This is a genomic window from Flavobacterium laiguense (genome assembly GCF_003097655.1).
Lineage (GTDB): Bacteria > Bacteroidota > Bacteroidia > Flavobacteriales > Flavobacteriaceae > Flavobacterium > Flavobacterium laiguense.
The window spans coordinates 1-20920 of record NZ_QCZH01000015.1 but is presented as its reverse complement, the minus strand read 5'-3'; the positions used below and the strand labels follow the sequence as shown (position 1 = coordinate 20920).

The following is a 20920-nucleotide window of genomic DNA, read 5'->3' as shown; positions in this document are numbered from 1 at the left end:
AAAAAAAGAACGTAACACCATGATTACGCTCTTTTTTTGAGACAAAAAAGTAAAAAAATACTTATTTCACTTTTGACATATCCAATTCTCCAACAAAAGGAATTGCATTTTGTATGCTACTTCTAATTTCTGTCTGCAAATAAATTTCAAGTTGAATGAATTTTGCGGCATTCAAAGCACCAACTGCTTTTTTTGCTTTTTCGTAATAGGTAGAATACAATTTTTCATACGCCAGATTATTTTTTAAAGCTCCTTTAGTTAAAACATCAGCATTAGCATCTGTCATTGTTGCGTAATCTGTAGCATATTGATTAATTAATTGGATTTTTTCTTGTCCCAATTTTTTACGTTCCACTTCGTACGCATCATAGACTTTTGTAAAATCTGTAGCTTGAACTCCTGTTAACGCCATATATTGCGTCACTAATTCTGCTTTAGATCTCCCATAAACAGCTTGAACAACATCTACGTCTTCTTTCATAGTAGATTGAGCGAATGCAGTAGACGAAACTACTAGAACAAATAATAAAAATACTTTCTTCATGTTTTTTATATTTAATTGTTGAATAAGCTAATTTAACAAATTAACAGTAATTAACAGTATAATTCACAATATTTTTTCTATCAAAGTTTTTACAATCAATTTATTACACAAGCCCAGTATAGCAAAATAAAAAATAAACATTTAAAATGCTTCACTAAAGCTCAAATAAGTCCCTTTAAGCGCACCTTTTTCTCCAAATCCGAAATCAATTCTAAGATTAGTTTTATTCTTAGTGTCTACCATCACCCTTAAACCCGTTCCGTATGACACCCTCCATTTTTCAAAAGATAAATCTTTATAGCTTTCAAAGACACGACCCGTACCAATAAAACCAACAACACCAAATATATTCCATACTGGAACGCGATATTCAACTTGTGTATCTACAAGTGCTTTATCGCGAAAACCTCCTTGATAATATCCCCGCATCTGGTCTGACCCCCCCATTAAGGAAAGATCATAAAAAGGAGTGTCTCCAAAAGCATTACTTGTATAGGCTTGCACTGCAATAATATGCTTTAACCAAGGATTATAATATTTTCTCATATCCAAAATAAAGTTGGTAAACTCATAGGTACTTCCTAAAAACTTGGGATGAAAAACTAAACTTGACATACAATACATCCCTTGTTGAGGATTATATGGATTTTCTCTTGTATCATATAACCCAGAGAAACCTGTTCCTACATCATACCCTCCATTTACACCAAGTACATTATCTCGAATTAAAAAACTATCACTCGGTATTTCCATATTCCAATAGTTGGCTAACTCTATTGGAATTCCTAAATAAAAATTTTTCTTAATTCGTATCAAATTATTTGAATATACTTTTACTCTATCAAAATTTATTAATTCAGCCTCCTCTTTTACAACATCATTACCAATACCAAATATGTATTGAGGTTGTTTTTGAAAATAAACATAACTTTGAATTTGATATTTGTTTTCTTTAAAAAACAATTGTCCTCCAAGTACAACATTAACTCTTCCTTTTGACGAAAGAGAAACAAGCTCAGTTAATTTAGATGGTTTTGAAACTGTATCTTTTTTAGACAAATCGATCACATTAAATTTTGCTAACCCGAAAATATTCCCTGCCTCTGTGCTATAACCATAGATAGGAACCGGAAATACTTTGAAAAAAGCTTCCGCTTTTTTATTAAAATTGTCAAATTTTGAAGGATTAGTCTTCTTTTCTGCTATGGTATCTTTTTTTGTTTGAGCCTCAGTTTGCGCAATTATTGACAACGAAAAGAGAAAAATAAGGGACGGAATTAATGATTTTTTAAACATAAGAAATTTAAAATTGAATAGATTTGCCTTAAACAAAAATAACATAAAAAATCATACAAATTACAATGCTTTTTTATGATTTATATAAAAACATGCAATACAATTACACTAAATAAAATGTGTGTTGCAAAATCAGATTAATAATTTAATCCAAAATAACTGACATATAAGTACAGTTTACAAATAAGAAAACTAAAATAAGGAATTAATTTAAAAAGTTTCTCCCGCATTAAGATAAAACCCCTTGGAACGATTGCCAACTGCGTAATCCAAAATAAGATTGGTGCGAGTCGCTTTATCAATTAAAATCCTCAAACCAACCCCAACTGCAGGTTGAACATATTGAAAAAGTGAAATTTCACTCAATTTATCACTAGCCGTTGTAAAGTTTGTAAAAACAGTTCCGCTAAGAAGTTGATTGCAACTTATAGGAAACCTTAATTCAGTTTGAAGATAAGCTAAATTATTCCCTCGAAATAACCCTTGAGTATAACCTTCCCCGCTTCGACTGCGTTGATCCCAACCTATAGCGGGTAAATTTAAATACGGCACTACCCCATTGGTCACAAATTGTCCAAAAGCCCAAATACCTAATACAAATTGTTTCTTTTTTGGACTAAGCGGAATAAAATATCTAAACTCAGTATAAAGTACTTTACTCGATTTTTGATCATTGAATAAATCAGCGTTAAATCTATAGTTTATATTAGCAAACCAACCCTCTCTTGTATTGATTTGGTTATCCCTGGAATCATAAATTAAGTTCAGACTAAAACCATTTACAAAATATTCATTGTCATTAAAACCATATTGATTACTGTAATTATAATGACTGGTAAGTATTCCATTCTCAACGTCAAGATTTTTGTCAACGATTGTAGAATACCAATCAATTTCAATTCCTGTTCCTACATAAAAATGTTTTTTAACTTCCCAAGAAACCGTTTGATGAAATTTAAAATAGTTATAATCCATAGGCTCTTCGATGGATTCAACATCAAAATCGGGATCTTCTTTGTGAGTTGGAATAATATGAGTCCCCAAACCGTAATTGGGCTGTGTAAAAACGTACAATCGATAATCTCCACTTAAGTAAATTTTATTATCCTTTAACAGAATATTATTTTTGGCATTAATTAACAACTGATCTTTTGTTGTAAAAACAACGCCAAGATTTGCAGAAGAATATTTATCTAAAACATCGGCACCCTTAAAAGTGTATTGTGCCGTGGCGCCGTAACTAAATCCCGTTGCAGGCTGTACCCCGATTACAGGAATGACTAATAAAAAACTATTTTTAATTGGTTTTACAACTATGAGCGAATCTTTCTTTTTAAACAATTCAAAAACCGTTTTGGGTGGGCAAGAATTGCCAATATCCGGATTCGTTTGAGCATTAACAAAAAATTGATTTCCAAATAAAATAATAAAAAAAGGAATTAAAAATTTTATCATAACAGCTATTTATTTTTAAACTAATCCTACTAATTAGTTTTACCGAAACAAAGACGCACGCACGTACAATTCTGCTATTACTTCAAATCCCAAATCACAATTAAGCTACAGTAAAACCGAAAGAATTATTTCGCTTTTAGTTTTTCTATACTTCCTCTATAACTAATCGAACTGCGGTTATTTGAACTTATAGACAAAGATGCAGTTCCTTCAAAAAAGACACTCAAAAGAATGTCATAAGAATCTGCATTACCTTTAACTTTAGCTCTTATTGTATATTCCTTCTTGCCTTTTTTTATGGAATAATCTTGAATTGGACCTTTAAAATCCAATCCACCGCCGCCACTGCTATAGGCTACTCCGCTATAAGCCCTTCCAAAATAAGGCATTGCACTGTCAATAGAATCCTTTTTAAATCTCAAAAAATTTGGATTTGTAATCATGTCAATGCTTCTCCCCCCCATAGGGTAAGCCGTAATAGCCTGAAATTCGTACTCTTTCGAATCAACAAGCGCTTCAATTTCCTTTTGTTTTGCTGTTTTTTTTTCTTCCTTAATTTGCTGTTTCGTTTTCTCTTGTGCAAAACCAATTAGCATCGAAAAAGAAAGAAAAAAAGATAAAATTGGTGTTTTCATATCTTTGAATTTTAAATAAGACAAAATTAATTATACTTTACAAACCAAAATCCAACTACATTTGATGGGTAAATCGCATCATCACAACATTACCTATCAAAAAATTCAAGGTTTTTCCATCATCTGTAATCGTATATGATTCTATTTTATTTAGTGTATCCATATAAACTGAATCTCCATTTCCTTGACAAGCCATCATAGTCATTCCCATTTTGGCATCTTTAAAATTTATTTTATTTCCATCAACAATTAAAGCCCCAAAATATTGATTGCAGCTATTGTTTCCTGCAATTTTATTGGCTGCAAGATCGAACTTAATTGTTGGCTTTTTCTCAGGATACAATCCTTCAAAAGCAATTCTAGGACCCGTTATATAATTTAACTCCCAAGTCCCCTCAAGTGAAACTGTTTTCATAGTTGACTTTGTTGTAGTGCATGAAACCAATGTCATGCCAATGAATACTACTAATAATGCTGTTTTTTTCATGTTCCCATTTTTAAATGTCAGAAATTATGTCTTGTAAAAATAGCGAAAATTTAAAAGCAAAAATGATATTTTAACTCCTTGTTTGGTTATTAAAAACGGTATGATTATTTTCGTATAAAAAGACAACTATTATGACACTATTAGGAATAGGTTCCCGAATTGAACATCCCGAATTTGGAAAAGGCGTAATCACGAATGTTTCCTCCAAAGAATATTGGGTAACATTTATAGAAAATGGATTAGAAACCATAGCATTAAACGATGAGTTTAAAGTGATTGAAGCTACCGTAGACGAAGTCGATACAGTAAGTTTTTCGGAAGTAGAAAATAGTTTAAGAGACCTTTTGAAGAAATGGTCTGATGTTTCCGAAATTGTGCCTATTGGAGACAAATGGAAAGGTGGCAAAATGATTTTAGAGCCCGGACAAGCAGGTTTGGCTTCTAAAGAAATTCCAATCGACACTTTTTTCCATAAAATCATAATGGTTCGGGATCGCTTACGTGTGATGGAACAAAAAATTAATACCAGCAAAATAGAAGAAATTGAAAAGATAGAATTGCAACAATACATCACTCGCATTTACGGCAGTTTGACTTCATTTAATATTTTATTCAAATCGCCTACCAATCATTTTGTGGGAGAAAAGTCTAAATAGATTTTAAGAAACTTTTAATTTTAGCACGCTTTTTTTTACTTAATTTTATAATCGAATCCAATTTAAAAAAAACATGAAAAAAATATTTTTTTCTATCGCAATTATTATCGCTGTAATCATTGGTTGTAAGACCAATAGCAAATCCAGCGACTCCAAAAATCTAAACTTGATGTTTGAATCAAAAAGCAATAGCAAAGTTACAGGAACCGCTACTTTTACAGAGAAAAATGGCAAGGTAACTTTTGTTGCCAAAATTTCGGGACTACAACCAGGCATCCATGCCATACACATTCATGAAAAATCAGATTGCTCTGCTGCTGATGGAAGTTCTGCTGGCGGACACTGGAACCCAACATTCAAAAAACACGGAAAATGGGGAGTAGAAGAATATCATAAAGGTGACATTGGTAATTTTACCGCTGACGAAAAAGGAAACGGGACTATCACTCTGACAACAGACGAATGGTCTATTGGCGGTGAAGATGCAACAAAAGACATCCTAGGAAAAGGGTTAATTGTACATCAAGGTGCAGATGATTTTGTTTCTCAACCAGCCGGAAATGCAGGCGCAAGAGTAGCTTGTTCGGCTATTATAAAATAAAACAATAGAAAATTCTCTTGAAAGAAAAAGAACATCACTATTTTAAAAACACAACAGCTTGGCGAGAATGGTTGCATAACAATCATCATTCGTCAACTGGTGTGTATTTGATTTTTTATAAAGTAAATAGCCCTTTTGAAAGTATGCGTTGGGAAGAGGCGGTTCAAGTAGCTATTTGCTATGGTTGGATTGACTCTACTGTCAAAAACCTTGACGAGCACAGCCGAAAGCAAGTTTTCTCTCCCAGAAAAAACAAAAGTGTTTGGAGCAAACTCAATAAAACGCATATCGAAAAACTCATTGATGACAATCTGATGCACGAAAGCGGATTGGCCAAAATTGAAATTGCAAAGCAAGATGGTTCCTGGACTTCACTAGACGCCGTTGAAGATTTAATAATTCCAGAAGACTTGGCATTGGCATTTGATCAAAATCAAATGGCTTTAGAAAACTATCAAAAATTCAGTCCTTCATATCGAAAAAGTTATCTTTATTGGCTCAATCAGGCCAAAAGAGCCGAAACCAGAAACAATAGAATTACCACAATAATTGAACTTTGTAAGCAAAATAAAAAGTCGAGAGATTAGTTTTATTTTAGAAATAATTTGAGTTACTGAATTTTATTGATTCAAATTCAAAAATCGAGGTTTCACAAAATTTACCTTGAGAACCCATTTTATAAATATTCAAAATAGAATTTGATCCATAAAAATACATAGCTTTGCATAATCAAAACAAAGCAATGATTAACCCTTCGGCATCCGGTTGGATAGATAAGTTTTTTATAAAACAAAAGTTATCAGAACAAACAGTTTCTGAAACTGAAGAATCTTTTTATCAAAAATTAAGAAACACAGGATTTATCTACGGACATATCATTTCATTTGACACCACTTTCCCTATTGAATCCAAAGGTTGGTTTAAGGAAGAAATTTCTAAAATAGCCTTATTAAATGCTTTATACAGCATTTTTTGCTTGACTAATAAAGAAAATGATTCGGCCAAATTTATAGAACAAGCCAATGTGTTTTATAATCAAATGCACCCTCAAGGCTTCAATTTATTTAAAAAAATACTACCTAAAAATACTGCATCATTAACCTTAGAAAAAATAATTGACGAGCGCGTTCAAACTAATGAAAACATTATCAATAAAAACTTTTCGCATTTGGTTACCAACGCTTTGTTATTCATTGATGTTTTGGCTTTTCGTCAATATTTAATTCATGGTGCAATACCCGAAAAGTACTTAAAGAAAATTGAGGAAACTATAGTCAACATAGTAACTCTAGCCCTAAAAATCAAGACGAATAAAACACAATATGACGATTTGTTGATTAAACTTTTCGAGGCCTCCATACGATACAGTAAATTTTCTAAAAATACGGATCTTACTTTAGAAGCATTGCAATTAGAGTATTTCACAAATGAATTAGAAAAAAAATATTTAGTAGATATTGCAGGAATGGCATTATGGAGTGATGGCGTAATCGAAAATAACGAAGCTTATTTTTTGCATACATTAGCCAGAACCTTTTCTATTTCGGAAGAGTTTGTTGAACATAGTATTATCAGCACGGATGGATTTATAGCTAAACACAAAAAAGAAATACCTTATTTTAATTATTCCAATCCAGTAAAACATTTTTACGATCAAACCACGCAGAGTGTTATTACCCTAATTTCCCGCAACAAAACCAGATTAATCAAAGAAATTGTTCAAAGCAAAGAACTAATGCTTCTCTTAGCTTATTCCACCCGCAGAGATTTAGACGAAAAAGAAAAGAAAAAGGTAAAAAAACAGTTACTGGACATTTGCAAAACAATACCATCGCTAACCATTTTCTTATTTCCGGGAGGTAGCTTATTATTGCCTATTCTAATTAAGTTCATACCAACTCTTTTGCCTTCGGCATTTAATGAGAATCTAGATAACGACGATTAAGCATAAAAAAAGCTGTCTAAAAAATAGACAGCCTTTTATAAACCATTGTAAAACAAATCATCTACTGTTTAGAACGACCCAATCGATTATTTTGGGAAATTGAGCTGATATACTTCATCCAGATCTTTATCTGAACTAAAATTCACTCCTAAATCCGTCACAAAACCTGAATTCAATCCATAAACCCATCCGTGAATGGTCACGTCTTGATCTCTTTTCCAAGCAGATTGTATAATGGATGTTTTAGCCAAATCGAATACCTGTTCTTTTACATTAATTTCTACAAAAGCATTAAAACGTTCATTCTCGTCTTCAATAGAATTCAGATATTTATCATGCAAACGGTAAATGTCTTTGATATGTCGAATCCAGTTATCGATTATCCCAATAGAGTCATTACCCATTGCGGCTTTGACCCCACCACAGCCATAATGACCGCATACAATAACGTGTTTTACCTTTAATACATTTACCGCATAATCTAGCACGCTTAACATATTCATATCCGAATGGATAACCATATTGGCAATGTTTCTATGAACGAAAACCTCGCCCGATTTCGCCCCGATGATTTCATTCGCCGGCACCCTACTGTCTGAACAACCAATCCATAATAACGGTGGAGTTTGCCCTTTGGCTAGATCTTTAAAATAGTTTGGGTCTTTTGCCAATGTCGATTCTACCCAAACTTTGTTGTTGTCTAATATTTTTTTATAAAAATCGCTCATTGCTCTTTAAGTTATTATTATCAAAATTAATTATAATTATGATGATCTGTATGCTATTGGATGATTTTGTTTTTTGCTTGGCCCTAAAAACAACCTAGCATACATTCGCAAAACAGCAATTTCAATAAATAAAAAACTTATGGAGGTGAAAAACATCAGTAAATACTCGTCTTTCTCGATATGATTAAACATCAAGTCAACGCCTATAAATGTTGGGGAAAATGGCAATCCAACAAATGCCAAACAAGATATCAAGAACCAAAATCCATATTTTGGATGGTCGTGATTATAGCCGTAAAAGTCATTCAAATCGACATTTTTTTCGATTGCTTTCAATTTATGCAAACAATAAAACCCTAGAATAGAAGCACCTATAAGTCCACTAATGTATAATAAAATCTCGGTATATTCATATTCATCATTAAGTAATGCAATAGACAGTAAAATGTAAAACTGACTCGCAATAATCATGAACCAAACGGTAATGGCATCGGTACGTTTTGCAAATGATTTCAAGATTAAAAGCATCGCGATAAAGGCAAAAACTAAATGTAAAATTTCATCCAGTTGTTTGGGAATCATTTCTTCATTTAAAAAACAAAATAAACCTATTAGATATATAATGACCAGTGAAATCAGAACTGTTTTATGGCTTAAAATATTTAATTTCCTACCAATCCATTTAAATGGAGACCATAGAAAATTAAACTGAAAAGCATCCATATTCCACTCTTTCAAACTCAATAAATAAATGGAATTTGTAAATTTATTGATGCTTCCATATTGTTTTGGAACATAACTAAAAAACTGATCGTGAATCATATACCCCAAAACCGATGGCGAAACCAATAATTGGTAAGTTCTTAAAAAAGCATTTCCTGAAAAGTGAATTAAGGCCAAAAAGTGCCAACCCATTGCAACTTCCACAAACATAAGTCCTATTTGCGCAATAGAGCCATAAGCAATTTGGGTTTTGACAGACGATTGTACTCTGGCTATTAATGTGGCAACTATAGCGGTAATTAATCCGATTGCTATCACAAGAACTTTAATGCTCAAAATCGTTTCCCAATACGGATAAGTTCGCAACAACAAAAACACGCCTATATGGGCCGATAGCGAACCGTAAAAAATGGCGCTCGATGTTGTTGGCCCTTCCATAGCACGTGGCAACCAAGAGGAGAACGGAAATTGTGCCGATTTGATCGATGCCGCAATTACAATCATAACCAAAATAAATGAGGCATAATAAGAATGTTCTTCAATGTGCGTTGACACTAAATCCAGATCGTTTAATTTCAAGAAAGTAATGTTCTCATGCCACAAATGATGACTCATCCACAAGGCTAGTATCAAGCAAACGTCAGCAAAACGATACAACGAAATGGTTTTCAAACCGTTTTTTACCGGCAAATAGCGGTCTCTGTAAAAGATGATCAGTAAGAATGAAGTAATACCTAAAAATTCCCAACCCACAAACAAGGTTTCAAAATTACCTGAGAATATGATTATCGAATAGGCAAAGAAAAATAGTAATAAGGTATTGAAAAAACGTTTGAAACCGCTGTCTCTATGCAAATAAAACCGACTAAAAATGGCTACTAAAAAAGTAATTAATGTCCCTACAAATGCAAAGACTGCGGTAATTTTATCAAAAAACAAGTCAATAAATATTTCGACATTGGCTTCTTTGTAAAAAGTAAAATGTTTGATATCAAGTATGTTTGAGCCGTTTGATGCCCAAGTAATAATAAAAAACAATAAACCAACTAACTGCAAACCCATTGTTGTTATTGCAATTCCTGCAATAGCATTTTCATTTCTATTTCTAAAAAATAAACTGATTATAAAACCCAACAATGGCAATAGTATAAAAAATTGAAGTAACTGTTCCATAATTAGTTATAAAAATAAATTGGTAAATTTTCTTGTGTAGCGTGTGTGATATGGTTGGTTTCCATTTCTTTGGCATCTTCCAAAAGGGTGTGTACATCTTTGAAAAAGTGAATTTGGTTTGTCATCGGTTTATACGAAACAAATTGTCCTTCTTTGAAATAAAACAACTCATCTGTTTCTGGATTAATTACTGATAAATGCACCCATTCGTTGATAAACCATTCATACATTTCTGGAACCGATTGAATGACTTTTAAAACCACATCCGGAAAATGTTCGACAATAATCATCAGTCGAACGGGATCATGTACTTCGATCATTTGCCAAGGCAATCCCGGTCGTAAATCACCATCACTACTATTTGCTACGCCGAAAAGTCCCATTACATTATGAGGTAATTTTGTTCCAGCGCCTAATTTATAATTATCAACTCTAGAGAAATAATATTCCAAATTGATACCACCACAAACGGGACCGAGCGGTTTCATAATTCCAGTTAAGAATTTACCCTCCAAATCGGTTTTATAATCATAAGAATTCAAGAAAGCCCTACGGTCAAGAAATAATCCCTTGGTTAAACTTCTTCTGCCTACAATACAAAGTGTGTTTGTTCCATGTCCTAATTCCGGACGAGGCTCGAACAGGGAAACGGAACGTTGTTTGATTGCCTTACGTACTTTTTTAATGTTACTTTTGGTGTCAATAGAGGCAAAACGTCTCGAACGCTCTTTTGCATTCAAGTCCAAAGCATCTTCAAAAGTGGTTGCGTTTATTTTATGATTTTTTGCGTTATCGGCATTTAAAGTAGGAACATCATAAAACTCTATTTCATCGGAAGCGGTATCGTGTAATGCTCCAATAAATTGGGTGGCATTTGGAATATCAATTCCTTGGTTTTTCAAAACTTCCCTAACTTTTACATTATTCGCCATTAATGCAAAAACACGGGCGTTTACGGAACCCGGACGACCGCTGCAAGCACCACAATCGTGCGCTCCGTGATGCGGATTATTGGCGCTGCTGCTTCCGTGAGCCACGACATAAACAATAGGAGCAAAGTCTTTAGTCAATGCAATTCCGTTTAGTAAACTCGCCACTCTTGTTGCCATTTCCTCGACAGTGAAACCGATTTGGAGATTGTTTTCGATGTCATCGATACTTTTATTTTCTACCGTCAGTTTTCCTTCGGCGTTCATATGCAGAAAAGCATTGGAGATAGCCGGGCCCTTTTGAGGAAAAAATAGATTTTTAACCAATCTAAACGCCGACCAAAAACCAAAAACAAAGGTGCTTAAAAAACCGGTTGTTAATTGATGGGTTTTGTTTGTGTATAATAAATCGTGCGCTCTTTTTTCGGTAACATCATATTCCTTAATTAAATATTTTGGTGTTACCGGTGCAGGGCACAATTTGTCATAAAACTTGGCTCCAAATGCTTGAAAATAAAACTCAACCGTGAAAAAACCAGGCGTCCCGAACGTCTCGGAGTCTTTGTCAATGGCTTCAACGTGTCGTCTGATGCTGTCTTCACGTTCATCTATACAGAACATGGCTTGAAACGATTTGGATTGATTGGCAACAACTTCAGTTTTCTTTTTGGAAATGCTCAATTGTTGAATTCCAGCCAAAACTTCGTCATAATAACTCCATTCGAACGCGTCTTGCCAAATTTTCAAGACTTCTTGCAATTCAGTTTTCTCTATTTCTGCAAATAAATTTATAGGACTTTGAGTGGTCGTTTCTCCAAGAGGTTTCCAATTATTTCCAAGTTGATTGTCGAGATTGTCTATTTCTAATAGCAATTCAAAAACTATTAAATCATGCAAAGAAATTTGTTTTGGACTCAATAAAGTATCAGGTTGTGATTCTACCGATGCAATTAATCCACTCCAGCCACGATGACTGAATTGTTGGTCGAATAAATATTGTTCATAATAAGCTTCGTTCCCAACAACAATTTGAAGCAAATGTTCGATTGAAATACCTTCTTGAAATAATAATGATTTGGCTCTTTTGGTTTTAAAAATACTGGTATAGCTATTTTTTTCCAATTCTTTGATTGATTCTAGAAAGCTTTTGTTTCCTATTGGGAAATCCCAAATAGCAATTCCTTGATCCAGATAACTGCACAAAAAACGAAATAAAAAGGGTTGCACCAAATTGTCTAAATCAATATGGTACTTCTGTTTCCAATTGGCACGAAGCATTCCGATTCTTTGCTCGTTGTGGTCGTCATATTCTTTGGATATTAAATAGGTTTTCCAAAGTTCTACTTTGTTGTTTTCTTTTCTGTTTGCAATGGCGCTTTCAAGAATTTCAGGACGAATTCTGCCTAACTTAAATAATTTTCTGAAATCAGAAAGTGGCATAGTGGCTTGATGGCCAAAAATTTTAGAGGACTTGAAAATGGCGTCATAAAATTTTGTGCTTTGAAAAGCATGCAATGAATTGTGATGAATAAAATCTTTCAAAGGTGTTTGTGTTGGAAGATAATGTTTCAATTCATGTAAAACATGATGTTCATCAAAAGTGTTTTGTGTCATAATCTTTGAATTTATTAATACTGTATATCTGCAACCGAAAAGCTCGGGTTTAAATCATCTTTGATATACATAACATCAGTATAAAACTTTACTTTACCTGTTTCGATATTGTGCATAGCGCCAATAATTCCTATTTCGCCATTTTCAATCATTCGTTCTAATATATTACTACGCTCAATAATATTTTTTACACTTCGTTTCACGTTTATTTTGGCTACATTTTCAACAAAAGTGGAGTTCTTAGATGTTCGATCTTCAAGAGTCGTTTTTTCTTGGTACACTGCGGGTTGTATTTTAGACAATAATTCGGTAAGATTCCCCATTTCTATATGATCACATGCGCCTTTTACCGCACCACATTTGCTATGTCCAAGTACAACAATTAACTTAGAACCTGCCACTTTGCAAGCAAATTCCATACTTCCTAAAATATCTGTATTTACGATGTTTCCTGCAATTCTAACCGAAAAAACATCGCCAAGACCTTGGTCAAAAATTAATTCTGCCGATGTTCTACTATCAATACAACTCAATATAGTGGCAAATGGCCATTGTCCGTCAATAGTTGAATTTGCTTGTTCTAATAAATCTCTATGTGCTTTAAGATTCCCTATAAATCTTTTATTTCCTTCTTGCAAATACTCCAACGCTTTTCGTGGAGTCATTTGTGCTTGTGATTCTCTATTGTGTGCTTTCATAGTTATATGATAAGTTTTATTTTATTTTATTTTAAAAAGGTAAATTGTTGAAAATTGCTATTTGAAACTGATTTCGATTTGAGTTTTCAAGTGTTTGTGCCATAAATCCTGCTTCGATTTTTATGTTTTTATGGATAACATAACCTAAAGCTTCATATAGTCTATTTCTGTCAAATAGTGGACTTTCTGCATTTATAAAAATTTCATTATAGGCAGAAAGGTAAAGGGCATTAGTTTCAACTTTCTTTTTGTTGAAAGGTATATTGATACCCAAAAAATATCGGAAACGAATTTGGAAATCATTTGGTATAAATCGTTCCTCAATTCGGTATCGATGTTGAAGAAAAATGCGACCAAAACTTTGCCGTGTTATAAACTGTTGATAAATACGATGTTCGTTTGAATCTGTTTTTTGATCAGAATTGGGTACGTACTTTTGAGTATTAATAAATCCATAACCTAGTAAAAGATTGTTATTGTCTTCTGAAAGATTATATCCAATTCCCGTTCTCAATAATAATTGATTGGTATCGCCAATGAAATTGTAATTTCTAACCTGAACTTCATTATGCCAATTCCATTTTGGATTCATCTTTTGATTGCCAAAATACATCAACCAACTACCGGTTTCAGATTTTTGAGAAAAAGAAAGATTACAAAAACAAATAGATAGCACAATTAAATTGATTATTTTCATTGAAAAAAGATTGAAATTAGACTAGTTAAACCTTATGTTCCACAAAAACGTGTTTCTCTTCTTCGCCGGTATTCTCTAAATTGTAAGCTTTTTTGAAGCCCATTAATTTTATTTTTATATTTTCCTCTTTGGCTCTAATTTTTTTAAATTCTTTGATTAGATCCAAGACATCATGGGCAATATAGACCGTGTTAGAAGCATTAATAATTACTTTTGAATTTTCAGGTATAGCAGCAAGTGTAGATTTTATAGCTGATTTATTTAAAAAAGAAACCTCTTCGGCCAAATCAATATGGATAACATCACCGTCATGGTATTCTTCGGTTCTAAAATTATAGGCACGTTGCATGTTTCCTTTCAGAATATAAATGACACTTATAATCATTCCCAATGCAACCCCTTTTAATAAATCCAAAAAGACAACGGCGCCAAAAGTGGCTATGAATGGGGCAAACTGGTACTTACCTTGTTCCCAAAAATGTTTGAAAATGGATGGTTTTGCTAATTTGTAACCTATTAATAATAAAACTGCAGCCAAAGTGGCAAACGGAATTTTATTTAAAACAATTGGTATGGTTAAAACACTAATTAGTAATAAAACACCATGTATAACAGCCGACATTTTTGATTTTGCACCTGCATTATTGTTGGCCGAAGATCGAACAACTACTGATGTCATAGGCAAACCTCCTAAAAAGGCACTTACAATATTTCCGATTCCTTGTGCTTTGAGTTCAACGTTTGTATCTGTATACCGTTTTTGAATATCCATTCGATCTGCTGCTTCAATACACAATAAAGTTTCGATAGAGGCTACAATAGCAATAGTAAGTCCAACCATCCATACTTTTGGATTGGTAAACCCTGAAAAGTTTGGGGTTATAATAATGGCTTTAAATTCTTCAATGGTTGTTGGAACAGGTAATGAAACTAAATATTTACTAGTAATTTCATTGGCTGTTCCTTTAAAAAGAAATTCATTAATTAAAACTCCAACCGTTACAGCAATCAAAGCTGCAGGAAGCATTTTAATATTCTTGAGGGTTGGGATTTTGTCCCAAACCAATAGGATTGCCAATGATATAAGTGTTACGATGACAACACCCATTTTTAAATCACCAAAAGAAGAGGCAACATCGGTAAATATTTTTAATCCAGAGCCTACGGAAACGTCCGATCCTAAGGCTTTTGGAATTTGTTTTAAGAAAATAATAACTCCAATTCCCGCAAGCATCCCTTCGATGACATTGGTTGGGAAAAAATTGGAAATGCCTCCAGCTTTAATAAAACCTAAAGCGAGTTGTATTAATCCTGCAATTAGAACAGCAGTCAGAAAAATATCGAAAGCTCCCAGATCAGTTATTGCAACAAGAACTATTGCAGTTAAACCAGCCGCAGGCCCAGAAACACTAATGTGAGATTTGCTTAATAAACCTACAACTATTCCGCCTATAACACCCGAAATAATACCAGAAAAAAGTGGTGCGCCAGAAGCTAATGCAATTCCTAAACACAATGGAAGAGCTACCAAAAAAACCACTAAACCAGAAGCGAAATCTGATTTAAGGTTTGCGAAAAGATTAATTTTTTTTGTCATAATATAAAATAATTATAAAAGATTAAATATAAAGTTATTCGCTACAACACATTATTGCGGCGTTTACATGCTACACAAATTAACAGCTATCCGTTTATAAATAAATATTCATAAACAAAAAAGACTATCAATCGAACAACAATGCTAAAATGGATAAAAACTATACCTTGTTGGGAGGTGGTATAAATATGGATGCACAAATTAAATCATGCTTGGATAAATTCTCGAAAATTATAATATCAGAAGACTTTTCAGAATCCAAAAACGATATTTCTAAAAAAGGATTGAATGTATAAAATTTTAAATCATTTTTTATTTCCTCAATAGAAGAAGAAGGAGCATTACAATCTTCGCAGATGGTAGTAGAATCCTTGTCTTGTTTCAAGCAAACCACAATTGTTGGTGCTACCAGAAATAAAACAAAAAACAATAATACAATACTTGAAAAGATTTTCATGTGAGCAAAAATAGCAGATAAAAATTGAATTAAAAAATTAGTTTTATAAAATTAATCAATTTTAAACATAAAAAAAAAGCCTAAAAAGATAAAAATCAATTAGGTTTTTCAATTATCTAACATTAAGGATTATAAGCTTTCTTCTAACCAAGCTTTCATCATCCAAATCGTTTTTTCTTGCTCTACTATAAAATCACTCATCATAGAATTAGTGCCTTCGTCATTTATTTCTGAAGCTTTGCTAAGAATTTCTCTTTCAATTCTTAATAGCTGAGACAACGAAGTGACAATCAATTGAATTCCAGTCTCATCGTTAGAAATATTTTTACCAACCGTAAGTTGATTAAACTTGATGTAATCTTCAAAAGTGTGCAAAGGTCTCCCTCCTAATGTCAATACTCTTTCGGCAATTAAATCAATTTTTATTTGAGCATCATTGTATAATTCTTCAAATTTCAAATGTAAATCAAAGAAACGTTTTCCTCTAATATTCCAATGCAAACCTCTTAAACTTTGATAGTAAACTTGAAAATTAGATAAAAGAACATTCAGATCTACTATAATTACTTCAGATTCTGCTACGGGTAATCCAATTGAATTTATTTTCATTTCTTTAAATTTTTTAAGTTTAATGTTTAGCATAATTAATATGTGATTTTTAAATCATCATTGAGATTTCTAAACAAATAACAATCTTGTTAATTCCATATCCTTACTTTCACAAATTTAGTAAATAAACACAGCGAAAAAACCATAAATTTAATTGATTGTTTTTATATTTGCATAACAATCTACTATACTATGACAATTACACAATTAAAATACGTTTTGGCTGTAGCCGAACATAAAAATTTTACTCTAGCGGCCGAAAAATGTTTTGTTACTCAACCCACATTGAGTATGCAAATTCAAAAAATTGAAGAAGAACTTAGCATTCAAATATTTGACAGAAGTAAAAAACCAATTCAGTTAACCGAAATTGGTCAAAAAATTGTAAATCAAGCCAAGAACATTGTCAACGAAGCGGATCGCATTCAAGACATTGTAGAACAGCAAAAAGGTTTTATAGGAGGTGAATTTCGATTGGGAATTATACCTACAATTATGCCTACTTTATTACCTATGTTTTTGAATAATTTCATCAAGAAATATCCAAAAGTAAAACTAATAATAGAAGAGCTTAATACCGAAGAAATCATTTTAAAATTAAAAAACGGTCGTCTTGATGCCGCAATTGCCGCTACACCATTAGAAGATGAAAAAATAAAAGAAATCGTTCTTTACTTTGAGCCTTTTGTGGCCTATATTCCAGAGAACAATTCTGTTTTTCAGAAAGAGGAAATTGAAATTTCGGATTTAAACATCAATGAAATTTTGTTATTGCAAGACGGACATTGTTTTAGGGACGGTATTTTAAATATCTGTAAAAACAATTCTGAATCAGACCCAAAACCGTTTCAAATAGAAAGTGGCAGTTTTGAAACTTTGATAAAATTGGCAGACGAAGGATTGGGTACTACTTTGCTTCCTTACTTACATACACTAGATTTGAAAGAAAAAGACAAATTAAAACTAAGACATTTTAAAGAGCCAAAGCCGGCAAGAGAGGTCAGTTTAATTTATCCTAAAAGCGAATTAAAAATCCAAATTATTGATGCGTTAAGAAGCACTATTTCGGGAGTTGTAAAAGGAGCAATTGTTTTTCAAAATGTTCAAATCGTGAGTCCTCTTCCAAAAAAATAAAACTACAAAAAAAAGGAACTAAGGGCTTGTCCTGATTCAGTTCCTTTTTTTTTATTATCTAATTTAACGATAAATTCCCCTTACAAATAGACCAAACATTTTTTAAGCTCCGGTTTTTCATTCGTAAAATACAAAAGCCATCTTTTTAATTGCTCCAATTCATAAGGTAATAGATTTCTAATCGCTTTTTTTAATTCTTTAGTAAAAAGCTCGGGGTCAAAACTCACTCTTTCGAGTACCTCTTTTGTGTAATCATAAATCATTCGGGACATAACAAAAAGGTTTTAAATTTAATTGATTAAAAGCTTCGTAAAATTATAAAATTCCCTCATTCAAACTAACAAAAAAATTGTTAAAAACACATTTTACCGACTAAAAACACACTTCTCTATTATTTAAATAGATATAACTTACAATAAAAACATTTTCACAATTATCCCTAAATACTGAGCATAAAAAAAGGAACCAATACGTTGGTTCCTTTTTTTATTATGGATTTACAATTAATAAACACTGTTTTAGTTCTGGTTTTTCACTTGTGAAATTAAACAACCATTCTCTTAATTCTTCCATTTCGAATGGTAAAAGTGTTCTAATTGCTTTTTCTAATTCTTTGCAAAAAAGTATTGGATCAAAACTCACTCTTTCAAGTACCGATTTTGTGTAATCAAACATTATTTTAGACATAATAAATTAAGATTTTTGGGGTTAGATCTCGATTTTAACGTTCTGTAAATATACTTTATTTTTTGAATACAAAATAAAATTTTAACATCGATTTTTTACAATTCTTAACATTGTTAAGGAAATCATAATAAAATATAATATGGAAAATTTCACTTCCTTGCTCGAAACATTTCTCTTTTTCCTGGTGGACCAGCCAGTTTTTCAACCGTAAAACCAACTTCTATCATACTCCTTTTGACTACACCACGAGCAGCATAAGTAACTAAAACTCCATTGGATTTTAAAGATTTATACATTTTATCAAAGATAGCGGTACTCCATAATTCCGGTTGCACGCGATAGCCAAAAGCATCAAAATAAATTAAATCAAATTTTTCTATATCGTCAATTTCTTCAAAAAACTGTTTTCTTTTGGTCAATGTAAAATTACCCGAAAAAATTGTTTTTTCCTCCCAATTACAGGTATGCATTTTTTCAAAAATAGCTTCGGATTCAGCAGCCTTCAATTCTTCGATATAATTCATCGCTAAAACTTCATCGGCAGAAACAGGATAGGCTTCTACACCAACATAATCAATTGTTTGTCCCGATTCTTCAGATTCCAAATACGTAATAAAAGCATTTAAACCCGTACCAAAACCAATTTCTAAAATAGAAATGCTTTGATTTGAAAATAATGCCAATCCATTTTTAATAAAAACATGCTTCGCTTCTTGTATAGCACCATGTTTAGAATGGTAACACTCATTCCATTCTTTGAGATGAATTGTTGTCGATCCATCGAGTGTTTGTATAATTTCTCTTTCCAAAATATTTTTTTGAGATGTTTAGTATCATTTAAATTCTAATTCCACTTCAAAATTAATTAAAACAATATCTTTTAGCTACCTAAAATTCATATTTTTTTATATAATTCACAGAATTTCAGTCTAATTTTCAACTAAATTCAAAATGTAAATAAATCACAGTTAAACAGTATAATTAATGTTGTTTTAGCAAGGATTAATCTGTTTTTTATTTAATTTTGCAATCAATATTACAACAATTAAGAAATTGATTTTTTTTATACAGTTTATTAACAACAAAAATATTTTTTAAACCATACCTTATTATGAGTACAACTCAAACTAACAAAATAGAAATAATAAAAGCAGCCACTTCAAAAATAAATGAAGTTGATTTTGATAATTTAAGCTTTGGTGCCGTTTTTACCGATCATTTATTTGAATGTGATTTTTCTAATGGTGAATGGCAAAAACCGGTTATTAAGCCTTACGCTCCCTTTTTACTAGACCCATCTGCAAAAGTTTTTCATTATGGCCAAGCTATTTTTGAAGGGATGAAAGCTTACAAAGATGACAATAATGATATATGGCTTTTTAGACCAGATGAAAACTACAAACGTTTCAATACTTCTGCAGTGAGAATGGCTATGCCAGAAGTACCGGAGCATATTTTCATGGATGGTTTGAATCAATTACTACAATTGGACGAAGCTTGGATAAAAAAAGGAAAAGGAAACACGATGTATATTCGTCCTTTTATGATTGCAACTGGTGATGGAGTTATTGCAAACCCATCTGATGACTATAAATTCATGATTATACTTTCTCCTGCTAAATCCTATTATGCAGGTGAAGTTAAAGTTTTAATTGCAGAACATTACAGTAGAGCTGCCAACGGAGGAATTGGTGCTGCAAAAGCGGCCGGTAATTATGCTGCTCAATTCTACCCAACTACTTTGGCAAACAAACAAGGATTTCAACAAGTAATCTGGACTGATGATGCCACTCATACCAAACTAGAGGAAGCAGGTACTATGAATGTGTTTTTTAGAATAAACGACACTTTATTGACTGCACCTACAAGTGAGCGTATACTTGATGGTATTACGAGAAAAAGTCTTCTTGATATGGCTAAAAAAGAAGGAATCAACATAGAGGTTCGTCCTGTATTGGTTTCTGAATTAGTGGAAGCTTCTAAAAACGGTTCTTTGAAAGAGATTTTTGGAGCTGGAACTGCTGCTGTAGTTAATCCAATTATTGGTTACTCTTACCAAGATGTTTATTATGAATTGCCAAAAATCGAGAATTCATACGCTTCTTTACTTAAAGAGAAATTAACTAACATTCAACATAAATTAGCTGAAGACACCTTTGGTTGGACGGTTAAAGTATAATTTTAGATTTTAGATTTTAGATTTTAGATTTTAGATTTTAGATTTTAGATTTTAGATTTTAGATTTTAGATTTTAG

General features: G+C 32.3%; 22 protein-coding genes. 6 read left to right on the top strand and 16 right to left on the bottom strand.

Annotated features, from left to right (window positions below):
• Positions 1 to 61 precede the first annotated feature (61 nt).
• From DB891_RS12395 to DB891_RS12375, 5 genes are all read right to left on the bottom strand, one after another.
• A complete protein-coding gene (locus DB891_RS12395) occupies positions 62 to 544 on the bottom strand; it encodes a hypothetical protein (RefSeq protein WP_116763898.1) in 483 nt (160 codons plus the stop codon).
• Positions 545 to 685: 141 nt separating this feature from the next.
• A complete protein-coding gene (locus DB891_RS12390) occupies positions 686 to 1840 on the bottom strand; it encodes a BamA/TamA family outer membrane protein (RefSeq protein ID WP_189337144.1) in 1155 nt (384 codons plus the stop codon).
• Between the two features lie 210 nt (positions 1841 to 2050).
• Complete coding sequence (locus DB891_RS12385; RefSeq protein WP_116763896.1) at positions 2051 to 3295, bottom strand: BamA/TamA family outer membrane protein; 1245 nt, start codon at positions 3293 to 3295, stop codon at positions 2051 to 2053.
• Between the two features lie 125 nt (positions 3296 to 3420).
• A complete protein-coding gene (locus tag DB891_RS12380; protein WP_124019520.1) occupies positions 3421 to 3930 on the bottom strand; it encodes a DUF4251 domain-containing protein in 510 nt (169 codons plus the stop codon).
• A 55-nt stretch (positions 3931 to 3985) separates the two neighbouring features.
• Positions 3986 to 4417 carry an META domain-containing protein gene (locus DB891_RS12375; protein WP_116763894.1) on the bottom strand — a complete coding sequence of 144 codons (432 nt, stop codon included), beginning with the start codon at positions 4415 to 4417 and terminating at the stop codon, positions 3986 to 3988.
• 131 nt (positions 4418 to 4548) lie between these two features.
• Between DB891_RS12375 and DB891_RS12370 the strand changes: the two genes are divergently transcribed.
• The 4 genes from DB891_RS12370 to DB891_RS12355 all read left to right on the top strand — a co-directional run bounded on the left by DB891_RS12370 (position 4549) and on the right by DB891_RS12355 (position 7619).
• The gene (locus tag DB891_RS12370) at positions 4549 to 5073 is read left to right on the top strand and encodes a hypothetical protein (RefSeq protein WP_116763893.1); all 525 of its coding nucleotides are present in this window, start codon (positions 4549 to 4551) and stop codon (positions 5071 to 5073) included.
• A 73-nt stretch (positions 5074 to 5146) separates the two neighbouring features.
• A complete protein-coding gene (locus tag DB891_RS12365) occupies positions 5147 to 5674 on the top strand; it encodes a superoxide dismutase family protein (protein WP_116763892.1) in 528 nt (175 codons plus the stop codon).
• A gap of 17 nt (positions 5675 to 5691) precedes the next feature.
• Complete coding sequence (locus tag DB891_RS12360; RefSeq protein WP_116763891.1) at positions 5692 to 6261, top strand: YdeI/OmpD-associated family protein; 570 nt, start codon at positions 5692 to 5694, stop codon at positions 6259 to 6261.
• A 155-nt stretch (positions 6262 to 6416) separates the two neighbouring features.
• The gene (locus DB891_RS12355; protein ID WP_116763890.1) at positions 6417 to 7619 is read left to right on the top strand and encodes an LETM1-related biofilm-associated protein; all 1203 of its coding nucleotides are present in this window, start codon (positions 6417 to 6419) and stop codon (positions 7617 to 7619) included.
• Positions 7620 to 7705: 86 nt separating this feature from the next.
• Here DB891_RS12355 and can read toward each other — a convergent pair whose 3' ends face one another.
• The 8 genes from can to DB891_RS12315 all read right to left on the bottom strand — a co-directional run bounded on the left by can (position 7706) and on the right by DB891_RS12315 (position 16844).
• Positions 7706 to 8347 (bottom strand): carbonate dehydratase, encoded by a 642-nt coding sequence (can, locus tag DB891_RS12350; RefSeq protein WP_116763889.1) that lies wholly within the window; start codon positions 8345 to 8347, stop codon positions 7706 to 7708.
• 36 nt (positions 8348 to 8383) lie between these two features.
• Positions 8384 to 10243 (bottom strand): proton-conducting transporter transmembrane domain-containing protein, encoded by a 1860-nt coding sequence (locus DB891_RS12345; protein ID WP_116763888.1) that lies wholly within the window; start codon positions 10241 to 10243, stop codon positions 8384 to 8386.
• A gap of 2 nt (positions 10244 to 10245) precedes the next feature.
• The gene (locus DB891_RS12340; RefSeq protein ID WP_116763887.1) at positions 10246 to 12786 is read right to left on the bottom strand and encodes a YbcC family protein; all 2541 of its coding nucleotides are present in this window, start codon (positions 12784 to 12786) and stop codon (positions 10246 to 10248) included.
• A 14-nt stretch (positions 12787 to 12800) separates the two neighbouring features.
• Positions 12801 to 13484 carry a carbonic anhydrase family protein gene (locus DB891_RS12335; RefSeq protein ID WP_116763886.1) on the bottom strand — a complete coding sequence of 228 codons (684 nt, stop codon included), beginning with the start codon at positions 13482 to 13484 and terminating at the stop codon, positions 12801 to 12803.
• Positions 13485 to 13515: 31 nt separating this feature from the next.
• Positions 13516 to 14181 carry a DUF2490 domain-containing protein gene (locus DB891_RS12330; protein WP_116763885.1) on the bottom strand — a complete coding sequence of 222 codons (666 nt, stop codon included), beginning with the start codon at positions 14179 to 14181 and terminating at the stop codon, positions 13516 to 13518.
• Positions 14182 to 14206: 25 nt separating this feature from the next.
• Positions 14207 to 15778 (bottom strand): SulP family inorganic anion transporter, encoded by a 1572-nt coding sequence (locus tag DB891_RS12325; RefSeq protein ID WP_116763884.1) that lies wholly within the window; start codon positions 15776 to 15778, stop codon positions 14207 to 14209.
• Between the two features lie 160 nt (positions 15779 to 15938).
• On the bottom strand, positions 15939 to 16235 hold the full coding sequence (locus DB891_RS12320; RefSeq protein ID WP_116763883.1) for a hypothetical protein: 297 nt from the start codon (positions 16233 to 16235) through the stop codon (positions 15939 to 15941).
• Between the two features lie 129 nt (positions 16236 to 16364).
• On the bottom strand, positions 16365 to 16844 hold the full coding sequence (locus DB891_RS12315) for a Dps family protein (protein ID WP_116763954.1): 480 nt from the start codon (positions 16842 to 16844) through the stop codon (positions 16365 to 16367).
• A 192-nt stretch (positions 16845 to 17036) separates the two neighbouring features.
• On the opposite strand from DB891_RS12315, the gene DB891_RS12310 reads away from it, so the two are divergent.
• Positions 17037 to 17978: a LysR substrate-binding domain-containing protein gene (locus tag DB891_RS12310; RefSeq protein ID WP_116763882.1), complete on the top strand. Its 942-nt coding sequence runs from the start codon at positions 17037 to 17039 to the stop codon at positions 17976 to 17978.
• An 80-nt stretch (positions 17979 to 18058) separates the two neighbouring features.
• Here the strand turns inward: DB891_RS12310 and DB891_RS12305 are convergent, their stop codons facing one another.
• The 3 genes from DB891_RS12305 to mnmD all read right to left on the bottom strand — a co-directional run bounded on the left by DB891_RS12305 (position 18059) and on the right by mnmD (position 19474).
• Positions 18059 to 18250, bottom strand: coding sequence for a hypothetical protein (locus DB891_RS12305; protein ID WP_116763881.1), 192 nt, complete (start codon positions 18248 to 18250; stop codon positions 18059 to 18061).
• Between the two features lie 217 nt (positions 18251 to 18467).
• The gene (locus tag DB891_RS12300) at positions 18468 to 18665 is read right to left on the bottom strand and encodes a hypothetical protein (protein WP_116763880.1); all 198 of its coding nucleotides are present in this window, start codon (positions 18663 to 18665) and stop codon (positions 18468 to 18470) included.
• A gap of 149 nt (positions 18666 to 18814) precedes the next feature.
• On the bottom strand, positions 18815 to 19474 hold the full coding sequence (gene mnmD, locus DB891_RS12295) for a tRNA (5-methylaminomethyl-2-thiouridine)(34)-methyltransferase MnmD (RefSeq protein ID WP_116763879.1): 660 nt from the start codon (positions 19472 to 19474) through the stop codon (positions 18815 to 18817).
• Positions 19475 to 19776: 302 nt separating this feature from the next.
• Here mnmD and DB891_RS12290 point away from each other — a divergent pair, with 302 nt between their 5' ends.
• Entirely contained in the window at positions 19777 to 20844 is a 1068-nt protein-coding gene (locus tag DB891_RS12290) for a branched-chain amino acid aminotransferase (RefSeq protein WP_116763878.1), read from the top strand.
• Positions 20845 to 20920 lie beyond the last annotated feature (76 nt).